At 45.5% G+C, this 13,541-nt stretch carries 16 protein-coding genes; 12 read left to right on the plus strand and 4 right to left on the minus strand.

The features are described 5' to 3' along the window. Positions 1-79: 79 nt before the first annotated feature. The 9 genes from ACJJH9_RS09700 (at position 80) to ACJJH9_RS09740 (ending at position 8,045) form a co-directional block, all read left to right on the plus strand. Positions 80-553: an SRPBCC family protein gene (locus ACJJH9_RS09700; protein WP_444925094.1), complete on the plus strand. Its 474-nt coding sequence runs from the start codon at positions 80-82 to the stop codon at positions 551-553. A gap of 108 nt (positions 554-661) precedes the next feature. Further along, positions 662-1,312, plus strand: a complete 651-nt coding sequence (locus ACJJH9_RS09705; RefSeq protein WP_444925095.1) for a dihydrofolate reductase family protein — start codon at positions 662-664, stop codon at positions 1,310-1,312. A gap of 192 nt (positions 1,313-1,504) precedes the next feature. Next, on the plus strand, positions 1,505-2,122 hold the full coding sequence (locus tag ACJJH9_RS09710; RefSeq protein WP_444925096.1) for a YdeI/OmpD-associated family protein: 618 nt from the start codon (positions 1,505-1,507) through the stop codon (positions 2,120-2,122). Positions 2,123-2,403: 281 nt separating this feature from the next. Next, positions 2,404-2,886, plus strand: a complete 483-nt coding sequence (locus ACJJH9_RS09715; protein WP_444884876.1) for a VOC family protein — start codon at positions 2,404-2,406, stop codon at positions 2,884-2,886. Between the two features lie 50 nt (positions 2,887-2,936). After that, positions 2,937-3,626, plus strand: coding sequence for a DUF899 domain-containing protein (locus ACJJH9_RS09720; protein WP_444925097.1), 690 nt, complete (start codon positions 2,937-2,939; stop codon positions 3,624-3,626). A gap of 79 nt (positions 3,627-3,705) precedes the next feature. Further along, entirely contained in the window at positions 3,706-4,275 is a 570-nt protein-coding gene (locus tag ACJJH9_RS09725; protein ID WP_444925098.1) for a dihydrofolate reductase family protein, read from the plus strand. Between the two features lie 367 nt (positions 4,276-4,642). Beyond that, positions 4,643-5,392, plus strand: a complete 750-nt coding sequence (locus ACJJH9_RS09730; protein WP_444925099.1) for an alpha/beta hydrolase family protein — start codon at positions 4,643-4,645, stop codon at positions 5,390-5,392. A 740-nt stretch (positions 5,393-6,132) separates the two neighbouring features. After that, positions 6,133-6,768, plus strand: a complete 636-nt coding sequence (locus ACJJH9_RS09735; protein WP_252081681.1) for a hypothetical protein — start codon at positions 6,133-6,135, stop codon at positions 6,766-6,768. Positions 6,769-7,148: 380 nt separating this feature from the next. Beyond that, entirely contained in the window at positions 7,149-8,045 is an 897-nt protein-coding gene (locus tag ACJJH9_RS09740) for a TlpA family protein disulfide reductase (protein ID WP_444925100.1), read from the plus strand. 118 nt (positions 8,046-8,163) lie between these two features. Here ACJJH9_RS09740 and ACJJH9_RS09745 read toward each other — a convergent pair whose 3' ends face one another. Then, positions 8,164-9,057 carry a LysR family transcriptional regulator gene (locus ACJJH9_RS09745; RefSeq protein ID WP_444886208.1) on the minus strand — a complete coding sequence of 298 codons (894 nt, stop codon included), beginning with the start codon at positions 9,055-9,057 and terminating at the stop codon, positions 8,164-8,166. A gap of 202 nt (positions 9,058-9,259) precedes the next feature. Here ACJJH9_RS09745 and ACJJH9_RS09750 point away from each other — a divergent pair, with 202 nt between their 5' ends. Next, complete coding sequence (locus ACJJH9_RS09750) at positions 9,260-9,922, plus strand: peroxiredoxin-like family protein (RefSeq protein ID WP_444925101.1); 663 nt, start codon at positions 9,260-9,262, stop codon at positions 9,920-9,922. A gap of 108 nt (positions 9,923-10,030) precedes the next feature. After that, positions 10,031-10,597 (plus strand): carboxymuconolactone decarboxylase family protein, encoded by a 567-nt coding sequence (locus ACJJH9_RS09755; protein WP_444925102.1) that lies wholly within the window; start codon positions 10,031-10,033, stop codon positions 10,595-10,597. Positions 10,598-10,784: 187 nt separating this feature from the next. Here ACJJH9_RS09755 and ACJJH9_RS09760 read toward each other — a convergent pair whose 3' ends face one another. Next, entirely contained in the window at positions 10,785-11,678 is an 894-nt protein-coding gene (locus ACJJH9_RS09760; protein ID WP_444909572.1) for an enoyl-CoA hydratase-related protein, read from the minus strand. A gap of 374 nt (positions 11,679-12,052) precedes the next feature. Here ACJJH9_RS09760 and ACJJH9_RS09765 point away from each other — a divergent pair, with 374 nt between their 5' ends. Next, positions 12,053-12,319 (plus strand): hypothetical protein, encoded by a 267-nt coding sequence (locus tag ACJJH9_RS09765; protein WP_444890274.1) that lies wholly within the window; start codon positions 12,053-12,055, stop codon positions 12,317-12,319. A gap of 262 nt (positions 12,320-12,581) precedes the next feature. Here ACJJH9_RS09765 and ACJJH9_RS09770 read toward each other — a convergent pair whose 3' ends face one another. Further along, on the minus strand, positions 12,582-13,100 hold the full coding sequence (locus ACJJH9_RS09770; RefSeq protein ID WP_444925103.1) for a DUF2726 domain-containing protein: 519 nt from the start codon (positions 13,098-13,100) through the stop codon (positions 12,582-12,584). A 10-nt stretch (positions 13,101-13,110) separates the two neighbouring features. Next, positions 13,111-13,455, minus strand: coding sequence for a type II toxin-antitoxin system RelB family anti-toxin (locus tag ACJJH9_RS09775; RefSeq protein ID WP_444925104.1), 345 nt, complete (start codon positions 13,453-13,455; stop codon positions 13,111-13,113). Positions 13,456-13,541 lie beyond the last annotated feature (86 nt).

The raw sequence follows: 13,541 nt of genomic DNA on the forward strand, positions 1-13,541 counted from the left end.
ATTATTGCTTTTTATAGTTATCCAATCAGCTAACTATTAGTCGGTAGCCTGGGAACTGCCATAAAGCAAAGGGACTAGCATGAGCCAACAGTTATCGCACGACACCATATCCATCAGTAAAACAATCAAAGCACCAGCAGAACAGGTTTTTTCAGCATGGGAAAACCCAAAAGCCCGATCAATATGGGGGGCACCTTCTAAGGAGGAGGCAGTCGAGTTTATTGAAAACGACTTTCGCGTCGGAGGCCTTGACGTACATCGGTGCGGCCAAAAGAATGATCTGCAATTCCGAGTCGAAACACACTACTACGACATCAGTAAGCCGCATCGCCTGCTTTTTACCGAGCGTGTGTATACCGACGACTCTTTATTGAGTGCCTCTTTGATCACCGTGGCGATTAGTCATAATAAGCGCGCGACTGAACTCCAGGTGACGATACAGATCACCTCACTGGTCGGTTTGGGAATGATCGACGGAACACGCAATGGATGGCAGTGCGCTCTTTCTAATCTCGCCGCTTACCTGGAGGCAACAAGGGTGGAAGTCGAATAAAGAAGATCAATAACCTATCTCTTCAAGTCTCAATGGTGATTGAAAGCAATAGCCTAAGCACAACTCGCGACGCCATTTTGATCAACAAAATCACCAAGGAAGAACTGTGTGCGAAAAATAATTGTAAACACATTTGTTAGTCTGGATGGCGTGATGCAGGCTCCCGGTGATCCAGAGGAGGACACTTCAGGGGGCTTTGAGCATGGTGGATGGGTGCTACCTTATTTCGATGAAGGTGTAGGTAAATTTATGGGGGATGTCTTCGCAGCCCCGTTCGAACTCCTGCTTGGCCATCGGACTTACGATATTTTTGCTGCTCATTGGCCAAAAGTAGCTGCTGATCCTCCACCTGAGGGTGTTGATGATGGCGAAATCCAGATGGCCCAAAAAATTGACAGTACAATACGGTATGTGGCCTCGCGCACGAAACCTGAATTTACCTGGGAAGGCAGCGAATGGCTGGGCGATGATCCGGTCGCACGACTTCGTGAAATCAAGGCTATCAATGGTCCTGACTTGCTGGTTCCGGGCAGTGCCAATTTTATTCAGACTCTACTTAAAGCAGACCTGGTAGATCAGTTTAAACTGCTGATTTTTCCCTTGGTTCTGTGCAAAGGAAAGCGCCTCTTCGGTGCTGGTGTGACCCCTTTGGGGTTCCATGTACAGCAATCTACGACGACAGATAGTGGCGCTATTTGCGTAACTTACATGCGGGATGGAAGTATCACCACTGGAGACTTCTCGCTTCAACAAGATTAACGCCGGCAGCCCAATCGCAAGCTGGCATATTATGACGCTGATCAAAACTCACAGATAAATATGGAACGCCATAGTTGTTAAATTAAGAGGGTTCAAAGGCAGGAGCCGTAGAGGAGGGGACATCAAAATCTAACTCCGGAAAAATGATAGTTTGATAGTGGCAGGGACTTTGCTCGTACGGGACAACCGGTTATGGCAATGATTTCAGATATCGCAGATTATTTTTCGAAAGGTTGTGAACGCTTTGCAACGCCTGATTGCTCGACCCAGAAATGGAAATCCGGCCTTAATGAGTTGCGCCGGATATGCCAGAGCATGGATCTGGAAGAGCACGTAAAATGGGGGCAGCCTTGCTACACATTCGCCGGTCGGAATATTGTCATCCTTGGAGCGTTTCGAGAGAAATTCCTCATTAGCTTTATGGATGCGGCGTTATTGAAAGACCCCAAAGGCTTACTTCAAAAGCTTGGTGAGAATACCCAACACCCACATATGATCCCCCTGAAATCCAACGACCAAGTGACAAAGCTCGAATCAGTTATACGGGCTTACATCGAGGAAGCGAAGGGATATGCCAAAGCCGGCATTAAGCCCCCAAAAGCAGAACGCGATATGAAGCTCCCAGATGAACTGGTTGAAGCCATGGATGCCGACCCCGAGCTTGCAGAAGCGTTTCATGCATTAACACCAGGGCGCCAGCGAAGCTATGCCTTCAACTTAAATTCAGCCAAGAAACCGGCTACACGGGTTTCGAGAATAGCCAAGTTCCGCAGCAAAATAATTTCAGGCAAAGGCGCTATGGAGCGATAAAAAACGAAGCATCGATGAACAACTCTCATCGATCCCGAGCGACCTTTAGCATAGCGCAGACTTGGCTAAGCAGTTCTAGACGATATTTATCATGCTGAGTGAGGTAACAGAACATCCTCCTCGGGAGGGTACCGAGACCGCCATTCATTACAAACACCGAAGGGGCAGGGGGCTTTATCGAACCTGAACGCGGGCGCGATTACGATATGGAGCGCATTGCAGCAACCTTCAAAGCTGACGGTGGAGAGACCGCATACTGTCCAAAGCATAGGAGAATACATATGACCGAACTCGTAAACTGCCTGTGGTTTGACTATGGCGAAGCAAAGAAGGCGGCGGAATTCTACGCTGCAACTTTTCCAGATAGTCATGTCGACCGTGTTAATCAAGCGGCGACCGACTACCCTGGCGGTCAGGAAGGCAGTGAACTGACTGTCGAATTTACCGTACTCGGGCGCAAGTTTATTGGTCTGAATGGCGGTCCGAATTTCAGACCAAATGAATCCGTTAGTTTCATGGTTGTCACGGAGAATCAGGAAGAAACCGACCGCTACTGGGAGGCGATCATCAGTAATGGTGGACAAGAAAGTGCCTGTGGTTGGTGCAAGGATCACTGGGGCCACTCGTGGCAAATTACACCAAGACAGCTTCTGGATCTGACAACGAACTCTGATCGTGACAAAGCGAAGCGTGCCTTTAAGGCGATGATGTCCATGAGTAAGATCGATATCGCCACGATAGAGGCAGCCGCCGAGGAAGTATGAGTTCATAGGGAAGTACTCTTCTCAACTTAACTCAAGATCTGGAGCTGATTATGGCTTTAATTCAGAACAGGAAAACTAAGGAGATCTCCGGAGTAGTCCGGCAGATCCTGTTACCGGAGGCCTGGAAGGATGAACTCGCTGAACTCCGCAAAGCAGAAAAGGAGCTGACCCGTGCCCAAGACCGGCTGGCAGAAAAACGACGGTATTCGGGTTGGGTTAAGATCGAACAAAATTATGCCTTTGCGGGTCCAGGAGGCACTGCGACTCTGGCTGACTTATTCGATGACCATTCACAACTCATCGTTTACCACCATATGTTGAAGCCCGCTGATCCCAGCCCGTGCGAAGGCTGCTGCATGGTCGCCGATCAGATTCCTCATCTTGCCCATCTGCATGCCCGAGACACCTCTCTCGTCTTTGTGTCAAAAGCGCCAATCGTTGAGATAGAGGCATTCCGGAAACATATGGGTTGGGCAATCCCCTGGTATGAAACCAAGGACAGCTTCAACGTTGATTTCGATGTGGCTACCGGATTTGGCATCAACGTTTTCTATCGCGATGGAGAGGACCTCTATCGAACCTATTTCACTAACGGTCGAGGTGTCGAAACACTTGGCACGGTGTGGACTCTTTTGGATATCACACCGCTCGGCCGCCAGGAAAACTGGGAAGCGGCTCCCGACGGCACTCAGCAGACACAGCCATATCATTGGTGGCGGAGACACAACGAATATGGCTAATACGGGTGCCTGCCACACATCATCCAGCTACAAAGGGAAGAATTCATCTACTCAATCGCTTGTTTAGGAGAAACAGGATATGAGGCGTTTAGTTGTTTGGAATGTGATGACGTTGGACGGGTACTTTGAAGGCACTGCGCCCTGGGCGTTGGACCATCACGGAACAGTGTGGGGCGACGAGTTAGAAGCTTTCTCTCTTCAGCAGGGCGATGAAATCGGCACCTTGTTGTTTGGACGCTGCACCTATGAGGGGATGGCCAGTCATTGGAGGAATGAAACCGGGGCGGTTGCTGACATGATGAACTCACTTGAGAAAGCTGTCATCACGCGCACACTTGAAACCGCCGATTGGTCAAACACTCGCCTTTTAAAAGGCGAGGCCGGCGAACACGTTCGCGTGCTGAAGAGGGAGACAGGGAAGAGAGATATCTTCGTTTTCGGAAGCGCAAACCTTGTAGATACTCTGCTCGCAAGGGGCTTGGTAGACGAATACCGGATATGCCTTGCGCCCATCGTGCTTGGAGCAGGCTCACCTCTCTTCAAAGCTAACGCCATCCAGAAGAATTTCGAACTCATGCGGGCGGACGCCCTTAAATCGGGCGGGGTGATCCTTCGCTACAAGTGCTTGCAGAAAGGTGGAGAAGTATAACAAATCGCAAAGTTTCTATTTTCTTTAAGGGCATTAGGCCTTCACGGAAATCCGTGGAATTCCTATATTCCAGCAGTCATATGGATTGATTGATACAGTTCAAATAGCCATCTATCTTATACCGGTGCAATCACCAATTTTTATAATGTCATGATAAGGCCTCAACCTTTTCGGTTACCACTTGATTCGGATAGAAGGCGATACAAGCATTAATTACTTTGGCAAAGTTGAATACGGCTTTGTAAGTCCATGCAATGGTTGAAGTAGCTGGAGCGGACAATGGGGCGGTCTTTACCTCAATATCAACCAGTTAAAAGAAGTGTGCTGAAAAGTTGAAGTAATTCATCAATATATATTGGATAATATTATGGAATTTAATTTCCCAAATCGTGACGGTGTAGAATTAAAGGGTAAATTAGAAAATTCCACCGGGAACCCAAAGGCCTATGCAATTTTTGCACATTGTTTCACATGCTCAAAAGATATCATTGCTGCGAGCGCTATTAGCAAATCATTGACTAGCAAAGGAATATCAGTATTAAGATTTGATTTTACTGGGTTAGGTAACAGTGATGGAGATTTTTCCAATACCAACTTTTCATCTAATGTTGAAGACTTGCTTAGTGCTTGCAATGAAATTGAAAACCGCTTTGAAGCACCAAAATTGCTAATTGGGCATAGTTTTGGTGGTGCTGCCGTATTAAAAGCCGCTGGTATGCTAAAGACAGCTAAAGCTGTTGTTACTATAGCCGCTCCAAGTGATGTAAAACATATCCAACATATGTTTAAAGATGAGCTCGATAACATCAATAAAACAGGACAGGCAAAAGTGGTGCTTGCTGGCCGAGAGTTTACACTTAAAAAGCAGTTTATCGACGATATAAATGAAGCAGACATCTTGGTTAACCTTAAGGAATTAAGGAAAGCTTTACTAGTTATGCATTCACCACTAGATAGCACTGTTTCTATTGATCATGCTGCAAAAATATTTAGCGCTGCGCACCATCCCAAAAGTTTTATTTCCTTAGATAAAGCCGATCACTTGCTTATGAAGAAATCAGATGCTGAATATGTCGGCAATGTTATTGGAGCCTGGGTTCAAAGATATATTAGTTAATACGACATATAATAGAGAATAATGTTGGAGCTTAGAATCCAATAAAAATATGGACTCGTCTGTTAAGGATTAAGTTGTATAACTGAGCTTTACTGACTTCCAGGAACCTTTGGATCAAACAACATAGCCAGCACCAGATGGCCTCTGGATTGCCCCTTATTACATTAAACATCCAGAAGCTTAATTAAGCTCATTTTTCAAAATAAACGATGAAAACCCTTGTTTTTGTAAGCATAGATCTTCCGCAAGGAATCATCGCCTCAATCCATCGCAGCCGCTACTTACTCAAGAATGAGTTACTTTAGCTTGACTGCTCTCTGAGTGAAATTTTCGAAATTATATCGATTACGACGAGAAAGTAAGCAGTTACGGATAGAGAAGGAAATCTTAAAAAAGGCCGGCGCTTTCTTTGTGAAACAAATAAAATAAAGTACAGCATTATTAAGGTACAGCAAGGCAGCTTTCAAGTGAGGTTGCTCTGCCGGGTAATGCAGGTAATGCACTACAAGCAAAAATGTACGAAATGCCAGGGCCTGAGTACAGAAATTCGTTAGCTGTTACAACGATCAGCATCGCCGTAATCAATTCAATTTTGTTACAGCCAATCAGCGTTATCGAGGAGAGGATTACGTAATAACTCGTATTATTCTTTTCCACTCCGTTATATATATTATGCCTATCAAATTGGTACACTGGATTCACTACTCTCACCATCAGACACAACAAAAAAGGAAATTTTGATGTTGAATCTTAAAACTTTACCGAGTCAGAACGGCAATTCTTGCGCCGCTCACTGCACCGAGATCGCAGTATCAGGATTTGATATCCGTGCGCCAAGGCCACAGAGTTTTGTGGAAGACACTCTGTGGCCCGCCATCAAATGGCAGAATGCGGACCTACCTCCTATGCCAAACGGTGGTGACCATCCCTTAGTGGCGGACAACAATAGCTCGCCGATGCGTGTGCGAGCCTATGTGAATAACCAGTGCCCTGGACGAAATAGTCGGATTCTATATGACGCACAGCAGAAAAACGTATGCCTTCAACTCGCACAGGCGACCAATACAGCTGATTATAATGCGTTGTTTACAAATCTCATTCAGCCAAATAGTGATGGGGTAATGCCGAGAAACTTACTTACCGACACCTATTACAATTGCGCTTTTATGATGTTTCAAGGCCCTTCCCCTGTGTCTACTGCAGAAATAGGTTTCCATAATATCCTGGTTGCCAAGGATGGGACCACAGTCAAATATTATAACCCGAATGAAGCTCAACCAGTTTGGAGAAATGATGTGGGATGGCGAACGTTGCGTTATCAAAACGGTGGGGCGCATAGTTACGTTTGGAGTGGTATTGCAATCGAAATCACCTAGCAGTTAATGTTTGATGATGCGATCATTAGTATGGATCATAGGGTTTATCCTTGGTTTTGCTTTTAGCTTTAGGCACTTTCATCAAAACCGGTAAACCCTTCTTATTCAAGACGATCTGTCAGATTTGGTCTGATTTAGTCCACATCTTTACACCTTCCTCCAGCTTACTCGCTCCATTATTTGTTAAGAAATACTAAATTCCTGCTAGAACTGAATGTAAGTTACTCATGCCAGCCACTACTAATAGATCGATAAAATAAATTCGATTGTATCCGTTTTCGCAACATTGTTTCTCTATTCGAACTGATTATTGAGTCAATGTGATGTAATAGGATAGATCCCAAGTTTTGGACATTAACCCAACGCTTCAGGAGCTTGAAATGAAAGCAAAACTTATTTTACCAATGATTCTATTAAACATGCTTGGCGGAGTAGGGTCCGGCATCATGATCTATATATCTGGTGGCGATCCGGTTTGGGTCGGCGCACTTTTAGCGACCTTGCCTTTACCATTTTTCTTGATGGTCCTAACAAATGTGTTCAGCATTTCAAGAACGTCAGAAAGATTACCAGTTATTCAAGCCGTTAACTTTATAGGAGTTGCATTGGTTGCTTATTCAACTTATTCGAACCAGGCTCCAATGTCCTTGTCTCTATACATTCCTATTGCAGCTGCTGCTCTGGGCTTCCTATCCCTTCACTGGTATCTCTGGTCATTCTCCGTCTACAACCGTAAAAAGAGCAAAGCCATATCAAAAGGCCAAAAACTGCCTGAAATGAACTTTAATCGATTAGATAAATCGGGTGTGTCTTCCACCTCTTTTGACGAATCTAAAACACTATTAGTGTTCTTTAGAGCCAACTGGTGCCCATTTTGTATGAACCAGTTAAAAGAAGTGAAGAAATATGCTGAGACACTTAAGCAATATGATGTGAAGGTGAAGTTTATCTCTAACCAAGGCTACGACAACTCAAGGAAGTTAGCCGACAAGCTTGATCTGCCTGGTCATTTTGAAATTCTTCAAGATGACAACCTAATGGGTGCTAAAGCTCTAGGCATTGAAGATATTGGCGGTTCCCCTGCAGGAATGCCTGGATACCCTAAGGATACCGTTATGGCCACGGTGATAGCACTGGATGAAGGTGGCAAAGTTCTATTCGGAGACGAGACCGACAATTATCGCAGACGCCCAAATCCTACGACTTTCCTGCATGTTTTCGCGGGCTCAGCACCACAGCTAGAAAAGGACAAACCAACCTTTAAGAGCATTGCTTAGCGAAAGCCCTAAACTTAGCAACCAGAAGGTTTTCGTCAGCCAATCTCCCCCTTTCTAGAATTAGAGAGGGGGTTCTCTTGATGAAATTATTCTGCGATTTCGCCTGACACCCTAAATCCTAATCCAGCACGCTTTGTAGAAAATCGATAAAAACTCTCGTTTTCGCAGGCATCGCTCTACCACTGGGAATCAGTGCACTAACCGGTGGACCGGGTACTACTTTCTCAGGAAACAACTCAATAACTTCGCCAGTCTGAATAGAAGAACCGAGAGCAGTATCATATACCTGAGCAATACCCATACCAGCGACTACTGCATCTATCAGTGTTCGCCCATCTCTAAAAATTGCCAGCGGGGAAGGGGAAAACTCAGTAATTGAGTCATCATTTTCTCGAAATGACCAGGCTCTTACTTTTCCTGTAGGCGCTCTGAAAACAAGAGCATCATGCTCTCTTAACTCCTCCAAATTCTTAGGTTTACCTTTCTGCGAAAGATATTCAGGCGAAGCACACAAGATACGTCTAGATCCACATAATGTTTTTGCGATAAAAGAACTATCTTCTAGTTCGCCAATTCTAACAACGACATCCCATTCTCCTTTAATAGCGTCCTCCAGGCTATCTGAAAGAGAGACCTCGACCGTAACCTTGGGGTGCAACTGCGTGAACCCCTTTAAAGCACTGACAATATTTCGGCCTATGCCTATTGGCAAATTGATACGCAATCGTCCGGCAGGCTCATCCTTCCTGGCATGCAGCAAAAGCCTGGCCTCATTGATTGTTTCTAACGCATGTTTTGCGGCATCCAGAAATATTTTGCCTTCTTCTGTCAGCCTGATACTTCGAGTGGTTCTGTTGAATAGCTTAAGACCCAATTCCTCCTCAAGCTTCTTAACTGCCTTACCAGCGCCTGATTTGGTTGAGTTCAATGATGCCGCTGCCTTTGTAAAGCTTCCGTGTTCGGCTACGGCAATAAATACGACTATTTCGTTCAAATGGGCTTGTTGAAACACAGATTGTGTCCCTAATGGATACAATGAGTTTCAAAATAGCATGTTTATAGCGCAAATCAAAGTAACTAATCTTCCCAATAGTGGTTTGGCGTAAGTACCTGCATAGAGGCCAATTGGAGTGTTAAGCACGTCGCCTCTTGGCCCATCGAAGGCTTACCCAAAGCTCGCGCTTCCAAACTTTAAACCATTAGAGGAATAGGTTATGTCTCTTCAAGACAAACTAGATGCTTTCAAAGAAGTATTTAAGCAACAGGCCCCGGAAGGAGCATTTGAAGCCTTTGCCAGATCATCCAAGGAATTGGCTGCTAGTGGCCAAGTTGAGCGTTCGATTAAAGTAGGGGAGAAAGTCCCATACTTTACATTGCCAGATTCAGAAGGTAACGACGTTGCCCTGGAAGAACTCCTTACCAAAGGGCCCGTTATTCTAACGTTCTATCGAGGCGTGTGGTGCCCTTACTGCAATATTGAGCTGCAAGCGTTAGAAGAAGTTGCTGCAGAGATCAAAGCGCGTGGCGCAACGCTGGCTGCTATTTCCATGCAAGGGCCCGCTGAAAGCCGCAAATCTCAGAGAGATAACAAGTTAAGCTTCCCAATTCTGACTGATCAAAGTGGAAAGCTTGCTGAAAAATTTGGTATCCGCTGGACATTACAACCTTATGTAATTGAGTTCCACAAGGTGTTCAAAGTCGAACTCCCGACCATCCATCGTGACGGCGCGTGGAACTTACCTATGCCTGCAAGATATGTCATAGATACCGATGGAACAATCGCATATGCGGAGGTGAATCCTGACTATACGCGTCGCCCCGAACCCAGCGACTTATTTTCCGTACTTGAAAAGCTGAGTCAGTCTACAACTGCATAGTATGTAAACAACTCCACCTCTTTAGCGCTGACTAGCGCCAAAGAGGTGCGAGCACTCAATGTAAATCGATATCGAGCACCGTAAAACCCAACTTATATGGTAAGACTCATGGTCAATTTTACACGTTACACAATTGAAACAGCACCAGAAGCCTCTAAGCAAACTCTAGAAGCCGCTAAAAAGAAAATGGGATTTGTACCCAATCTAATGGCAACCATGGCCGAATCACCTGTAATGGTAGAGAGCTATCTAACACTTATGGGATTATTTGATAACTCTCGCTTGAGCGAAACGGAGCGAGAGATAATCCTGATGACAAACAGCCGCCTTAACGGTTGCACCTACTGCATGGCTGCGCATACCGCAGTTTGCAAAATGGCCGGTGTAGATGAAAATGTAATCAAGGCGCTGCGTAGCGGCAAAACACTCGATGACCCTAAACTCGAAGCGCTCCGAGCATTCAGTGTCATTATCAATGAGAAACGTGGATGGGCTACAGAAGAAGAGGTTGAGGCGTTTCTTGCAGCAGGTTATACGAAAGAGACGGTTCTAGAGGTGATAGTTGGAACCAGCCTAAAAGTACTCTCGAATTACTCTACCCACAATCTGAATGTCAGTCTCGATGATGCGTTTTTGCCAATGGCTTGGAGTAAGGATATGGATTCGAATGGTTGAGCGCAAAAGCAAATAAAAAACATGTATCCGATTCAAGCGTCTAATAAAGACTGGGCCTTGGGAAGAGGGCGCCTGTCCAGATCATAAAAGTGACGATAAGAACCCCACTGATTCACCAAAGTAATGAGGCCCACATAGCCAATATGGGCCTCTACTACAAATACAGCCTTCTTTTGGCTTATCGTAATTACTCCATTTCGCTACGAATAATACCGGGTGTTTTGGCTTGTCCTCGCACTCGGTCAGGATGATCGCGCTCGTTAAAGCGCCTCAAGCCTTCGGACAGCTCTGCTTTGGATTCAGAGTCGCTGAATAATCGGTTAAAGCACTCAGCCTCAATTCGTAGACCTTCATCAAGATCCTTTCCATAACCACGAATGGCGGCTTCTTTATCAGAGTGAATCGCTGGCTGGGGAAGGGTAGAGATATATTGTGCTAACTCAACGGCACGATCTAATGCGGCTCCCTTTGGCACCACTTCGTTGGCTAACCCAATGCGATAAGCTTCTTCAGCATTAATAACTTTTCCCGTGATGATTAACTCCAGCGCTCGCCCCATACCAACAATACGCGGCAAACGCTGAGTACCACCATCGGCTAAGCCGATATTCCAACGACGACAAGTCATTCCAAAGGATGCGTGTTCTTCTACAATCCGCATATCGGCAAAACATGCCCACTCAAAGCCACCCGCATAAGCAATTCCGTTCACAGCCGCAATGATAGGCTTATAGATATCGGTCCAGCGGGATGGACCTATAATCCCTGGAGCTTCACCTCGATTATGCCGGGCAATATCAGCGGGTTCTACAGGGCATAAAACAGCCTCGTCAGGATCGGGGTGGTTGGTGGGTTCGGTTGCAGCAAGATTGCTTTTTAAATCACCCCCTGCACAAAATGCAGAATCGCCAGCGCCGGTGATTACCGCAACTTTAGCTCCGTCATCGGTACGAAAGCGATCGAATGCATCCACCAGCTCGCGATGAGCGCGTGTTCCAATGCAGTTCTTAACCTCTGGACGGTTAAAAGTAACGATGGTTACAGGGCCATTTTGCTCATATTTAATATGATGATATTCCATGTCATAAGACCTTTATCATGTGGCGTTGAAGTAATATCTGGAATCTAGCCTTGAGCTGTCAATCTAATTCGGTACTTGCTTAGGGAATAGTGATTTCTAGCATGAAGAAGGAGAAGAGCCCAGAAAGCTGATTTAAGCTGGCGATGTAAGAAAGTTACTAAGCTAGAGGGCTTGTTACAAGCCCACTATTTCCGATATTTGTGATAATTGATTAAGCCCGTCAACCCAATAGAACCCACCTATAAATAATTCCCCACCACATTTAAAACCCCTATTTCTTCAAGTTAGAAAGTACGCCCAATATAAATATTTATATTGCCACCTTATAAATATTTATATACACTCCATCTATAAATATTTATAAGGAGATACAAATGGCTTCCGTAATAATTCCCGTAAAAACCAAGGACGAAATCTCAACGAGCGTCAGTATCGACGAAGATTTATATGCGCTATTACTTTGCGATTTCCGAGAAGAGGCAGAGTGCCGCACATGGATTAGAGAAGAGGCCGCACGCTATCCAAAGAGTTATTCAATTACGCGCATGGTAAGAATTCAGGCCCTGCACAGAATTGCTAGACCATCGCTAGTTAGGAAGGCGGTAGACCAAGAGGCACAAATGGATATTGAGGAGTTATGAAAAATTTCGGCGCTCCCATCAAAAACACCAGGCAGAGCAAAATTATATCCTTTTGATATCAAGTACTTACGCCTGCTGTTTTGCAATTAGTGTTTTTGTAGATATAAATATTTATAGAGCCTGGCGGCCGCTTAAATCCCGGGCTGCGTCGGCGGGCCGTACTTGTTCGGCTTGTCGGCGTTGCCCAGCAACGAGCGAAGCGAGGCGATAGCAAGTGTGGGTCTCAGTTACACCCACACTTTACCCCGGTTTCCCGGGGTAATTAGGTTGTAGCTGCGGTTTCTGGAGCGGCTGCGGGTTCAGGCTGATAACCTGGAATCAATGGAGCTATATCTTCTTTGCTCCAACCGCTTTTGTTGGGGACTCTGTGCAGTTTTAGCCCAGCATCTTCAGCCGCCAAATTTAAGAAGGTGTCTCTGGCTCTTCTTGATGCCTTTTCGTGCGATCTATCATCCAGCTCTATGGCTGAAATTATTTTTCCCGTCCTCAGTTCGTAGATTACGAAATCCAAGTGCTTAGCCCAGACCTTGGCTAATGCGGCCTTATATCTTTTCCCTTGCTCTCTTGGTTTTAGTACGTCGGCAAGCCTTACCTTTGAGCTTATGCCGTATTCCCTTGGCATTTGCTTGCATAGGTTAAGGTAAAAATTTAGCTCGGCTTTTGTCAGCAGGTATGGCTGAAGCTTGTAGCTATATTCTGATTTCTTTTCGCTGGTGGCCGCTTTGATGACGGCCGCAACAATGATGATGGGAACTAGGTAGAGGAGAAAATCTAGGTTCATATTCCTTATGTCACCGGTACTTGTAATAGGTTATTAGAGCTTCAATCGTGTCTATAACCTGTTCCCGCCTTTTATCCGGTAGCAGCTCAATATCTCGCATCATGATTTCTACTTTCCGGTCTCTCGGGACTTCCATCACTCCACGCATTAGCGCATCGGTTGTACACCCCAATCCGTTGGCCAGCTTGGCTACGGTTTCAGCCTTGCATTCACTGCCCGCTTCAATGCGAGCTATTGTCGGCAGTGATATACCGCACATCTCGGCAGTTTTTTCTTGGGTTACATCTAACCGGCTGCGAATTGTTTTTAGATTTTTGCCGATCATGGGATTTTGGCCAGTAAACAGGTCGTCCATAATTTTATCCGTACATTTTTGCGCCAAGGGTTTGACTTATCATATGTTAGGGGGTAAAAATTATCGCGCACGATTATTGACAGGGT

The organism is Microbulbifer mixtoriginis (SeqCode) (assembly GCF_052466715.1).

Bases quoted from the DNA above. Each gene is read 5' to 3' on its own strand.
- ACJJH9_RS09730 (WP_444925099.1), top strand. From the start codon at position 4,643: ATGGAATTTAATTTCCCAAATCGTGACGGTGTAGAATTAAAGGGTAAA.
- ACJJH9_RS09775 (WP_444925104.1), bottom strand. From the start codon at position 13,455: ATGGACGACCTGTTTACTGGCCAAAATCCCATGATCGGCAAAAATCTA.
- ACJJH9_RS09760 (WP_444909572.1), bottom strand. From the start codon at position 11,678: ATGGAATATCATCATATTAAATATGAGCAAAATGGCCCTGTAACCATC.
- ACJJH9_RS09750 (WP_444925101.1), top strand. From the start codon at position 9,260: ATGTCTCTTCAAGACAAACTAGATGCTTTCAAAGAAGTATTTAAGCAA.
- ACJJH9_RS09700 (WP_444925094.1), top strand. From the start codon at position 80: ATGAGCCAACAGTTATCGCACGACACCATATCCATCAGTAAAACAATC.
- ACJJH9_RS09765 (WP_444890274.1), top strand. From the start codon at position 12,053: ATGGCTTCCGTAATAATTCCCGTAAAAACCAAGGACGAAATCTCAACG.
- ACJJH9_RS09715 (WP_444884876.1), top strand. From the start codon at position 2,404: ATGACCGAACTCGTAAACTGCCTGTGGTTTGACTATGGCGAAGCAAAG.
- ACJJH9_RS09735 (WP_252081681.1), top strand. From the start codon at position 6,133: ATGTTGAATCTTAAAACTTTACCGAGTCAGAACGGCAATTCTTGCGCC.
- ACJJH9_RS09720 (WP_444925097.1), top strand. From the start codon at position 2,937: ATGGCTTTAATTCAGAACAGGAAAACTAAGGAGATCTCCGGAGTAGTC.
- ACJJH9_RS09740 (WP_444925100.1), top strand. From the start codon at position 7,149: ATGAAAGCAAAACTTATTTTACCAATGATTCTATTAAACATGCTTGGC.
- ACJJH9_RS09770 (WP_444925103.1), bottom strand. From the start codon at position 13,100: ATGAACCTAGATTTTCTCCTCTACCTAGTTCCCATCATCATTGTTGCG.
- ACJJH9_RS09755 (WP_444925102.1), top strand. From the start codon at position 10,031: ATGGTCAATTTTACACGTTACACAATTGAAACAGCACCAGAAGCCTCT.
- ACJJH9_RS09710 (WP_444925096.1), top strand. From the start codon at position 1,505: ATGGCAATGATTTCAGATATCGCAGATTATTTTTCGAAAGGTTGTGAA.
- ACJJH9_RS09725 (WP_444925098.1), top strand. From the start codon at position 3,706: ATGAGGCGTTTAGTTGTTTGGAATGTGATGACGTTGGACGGGTACTTT.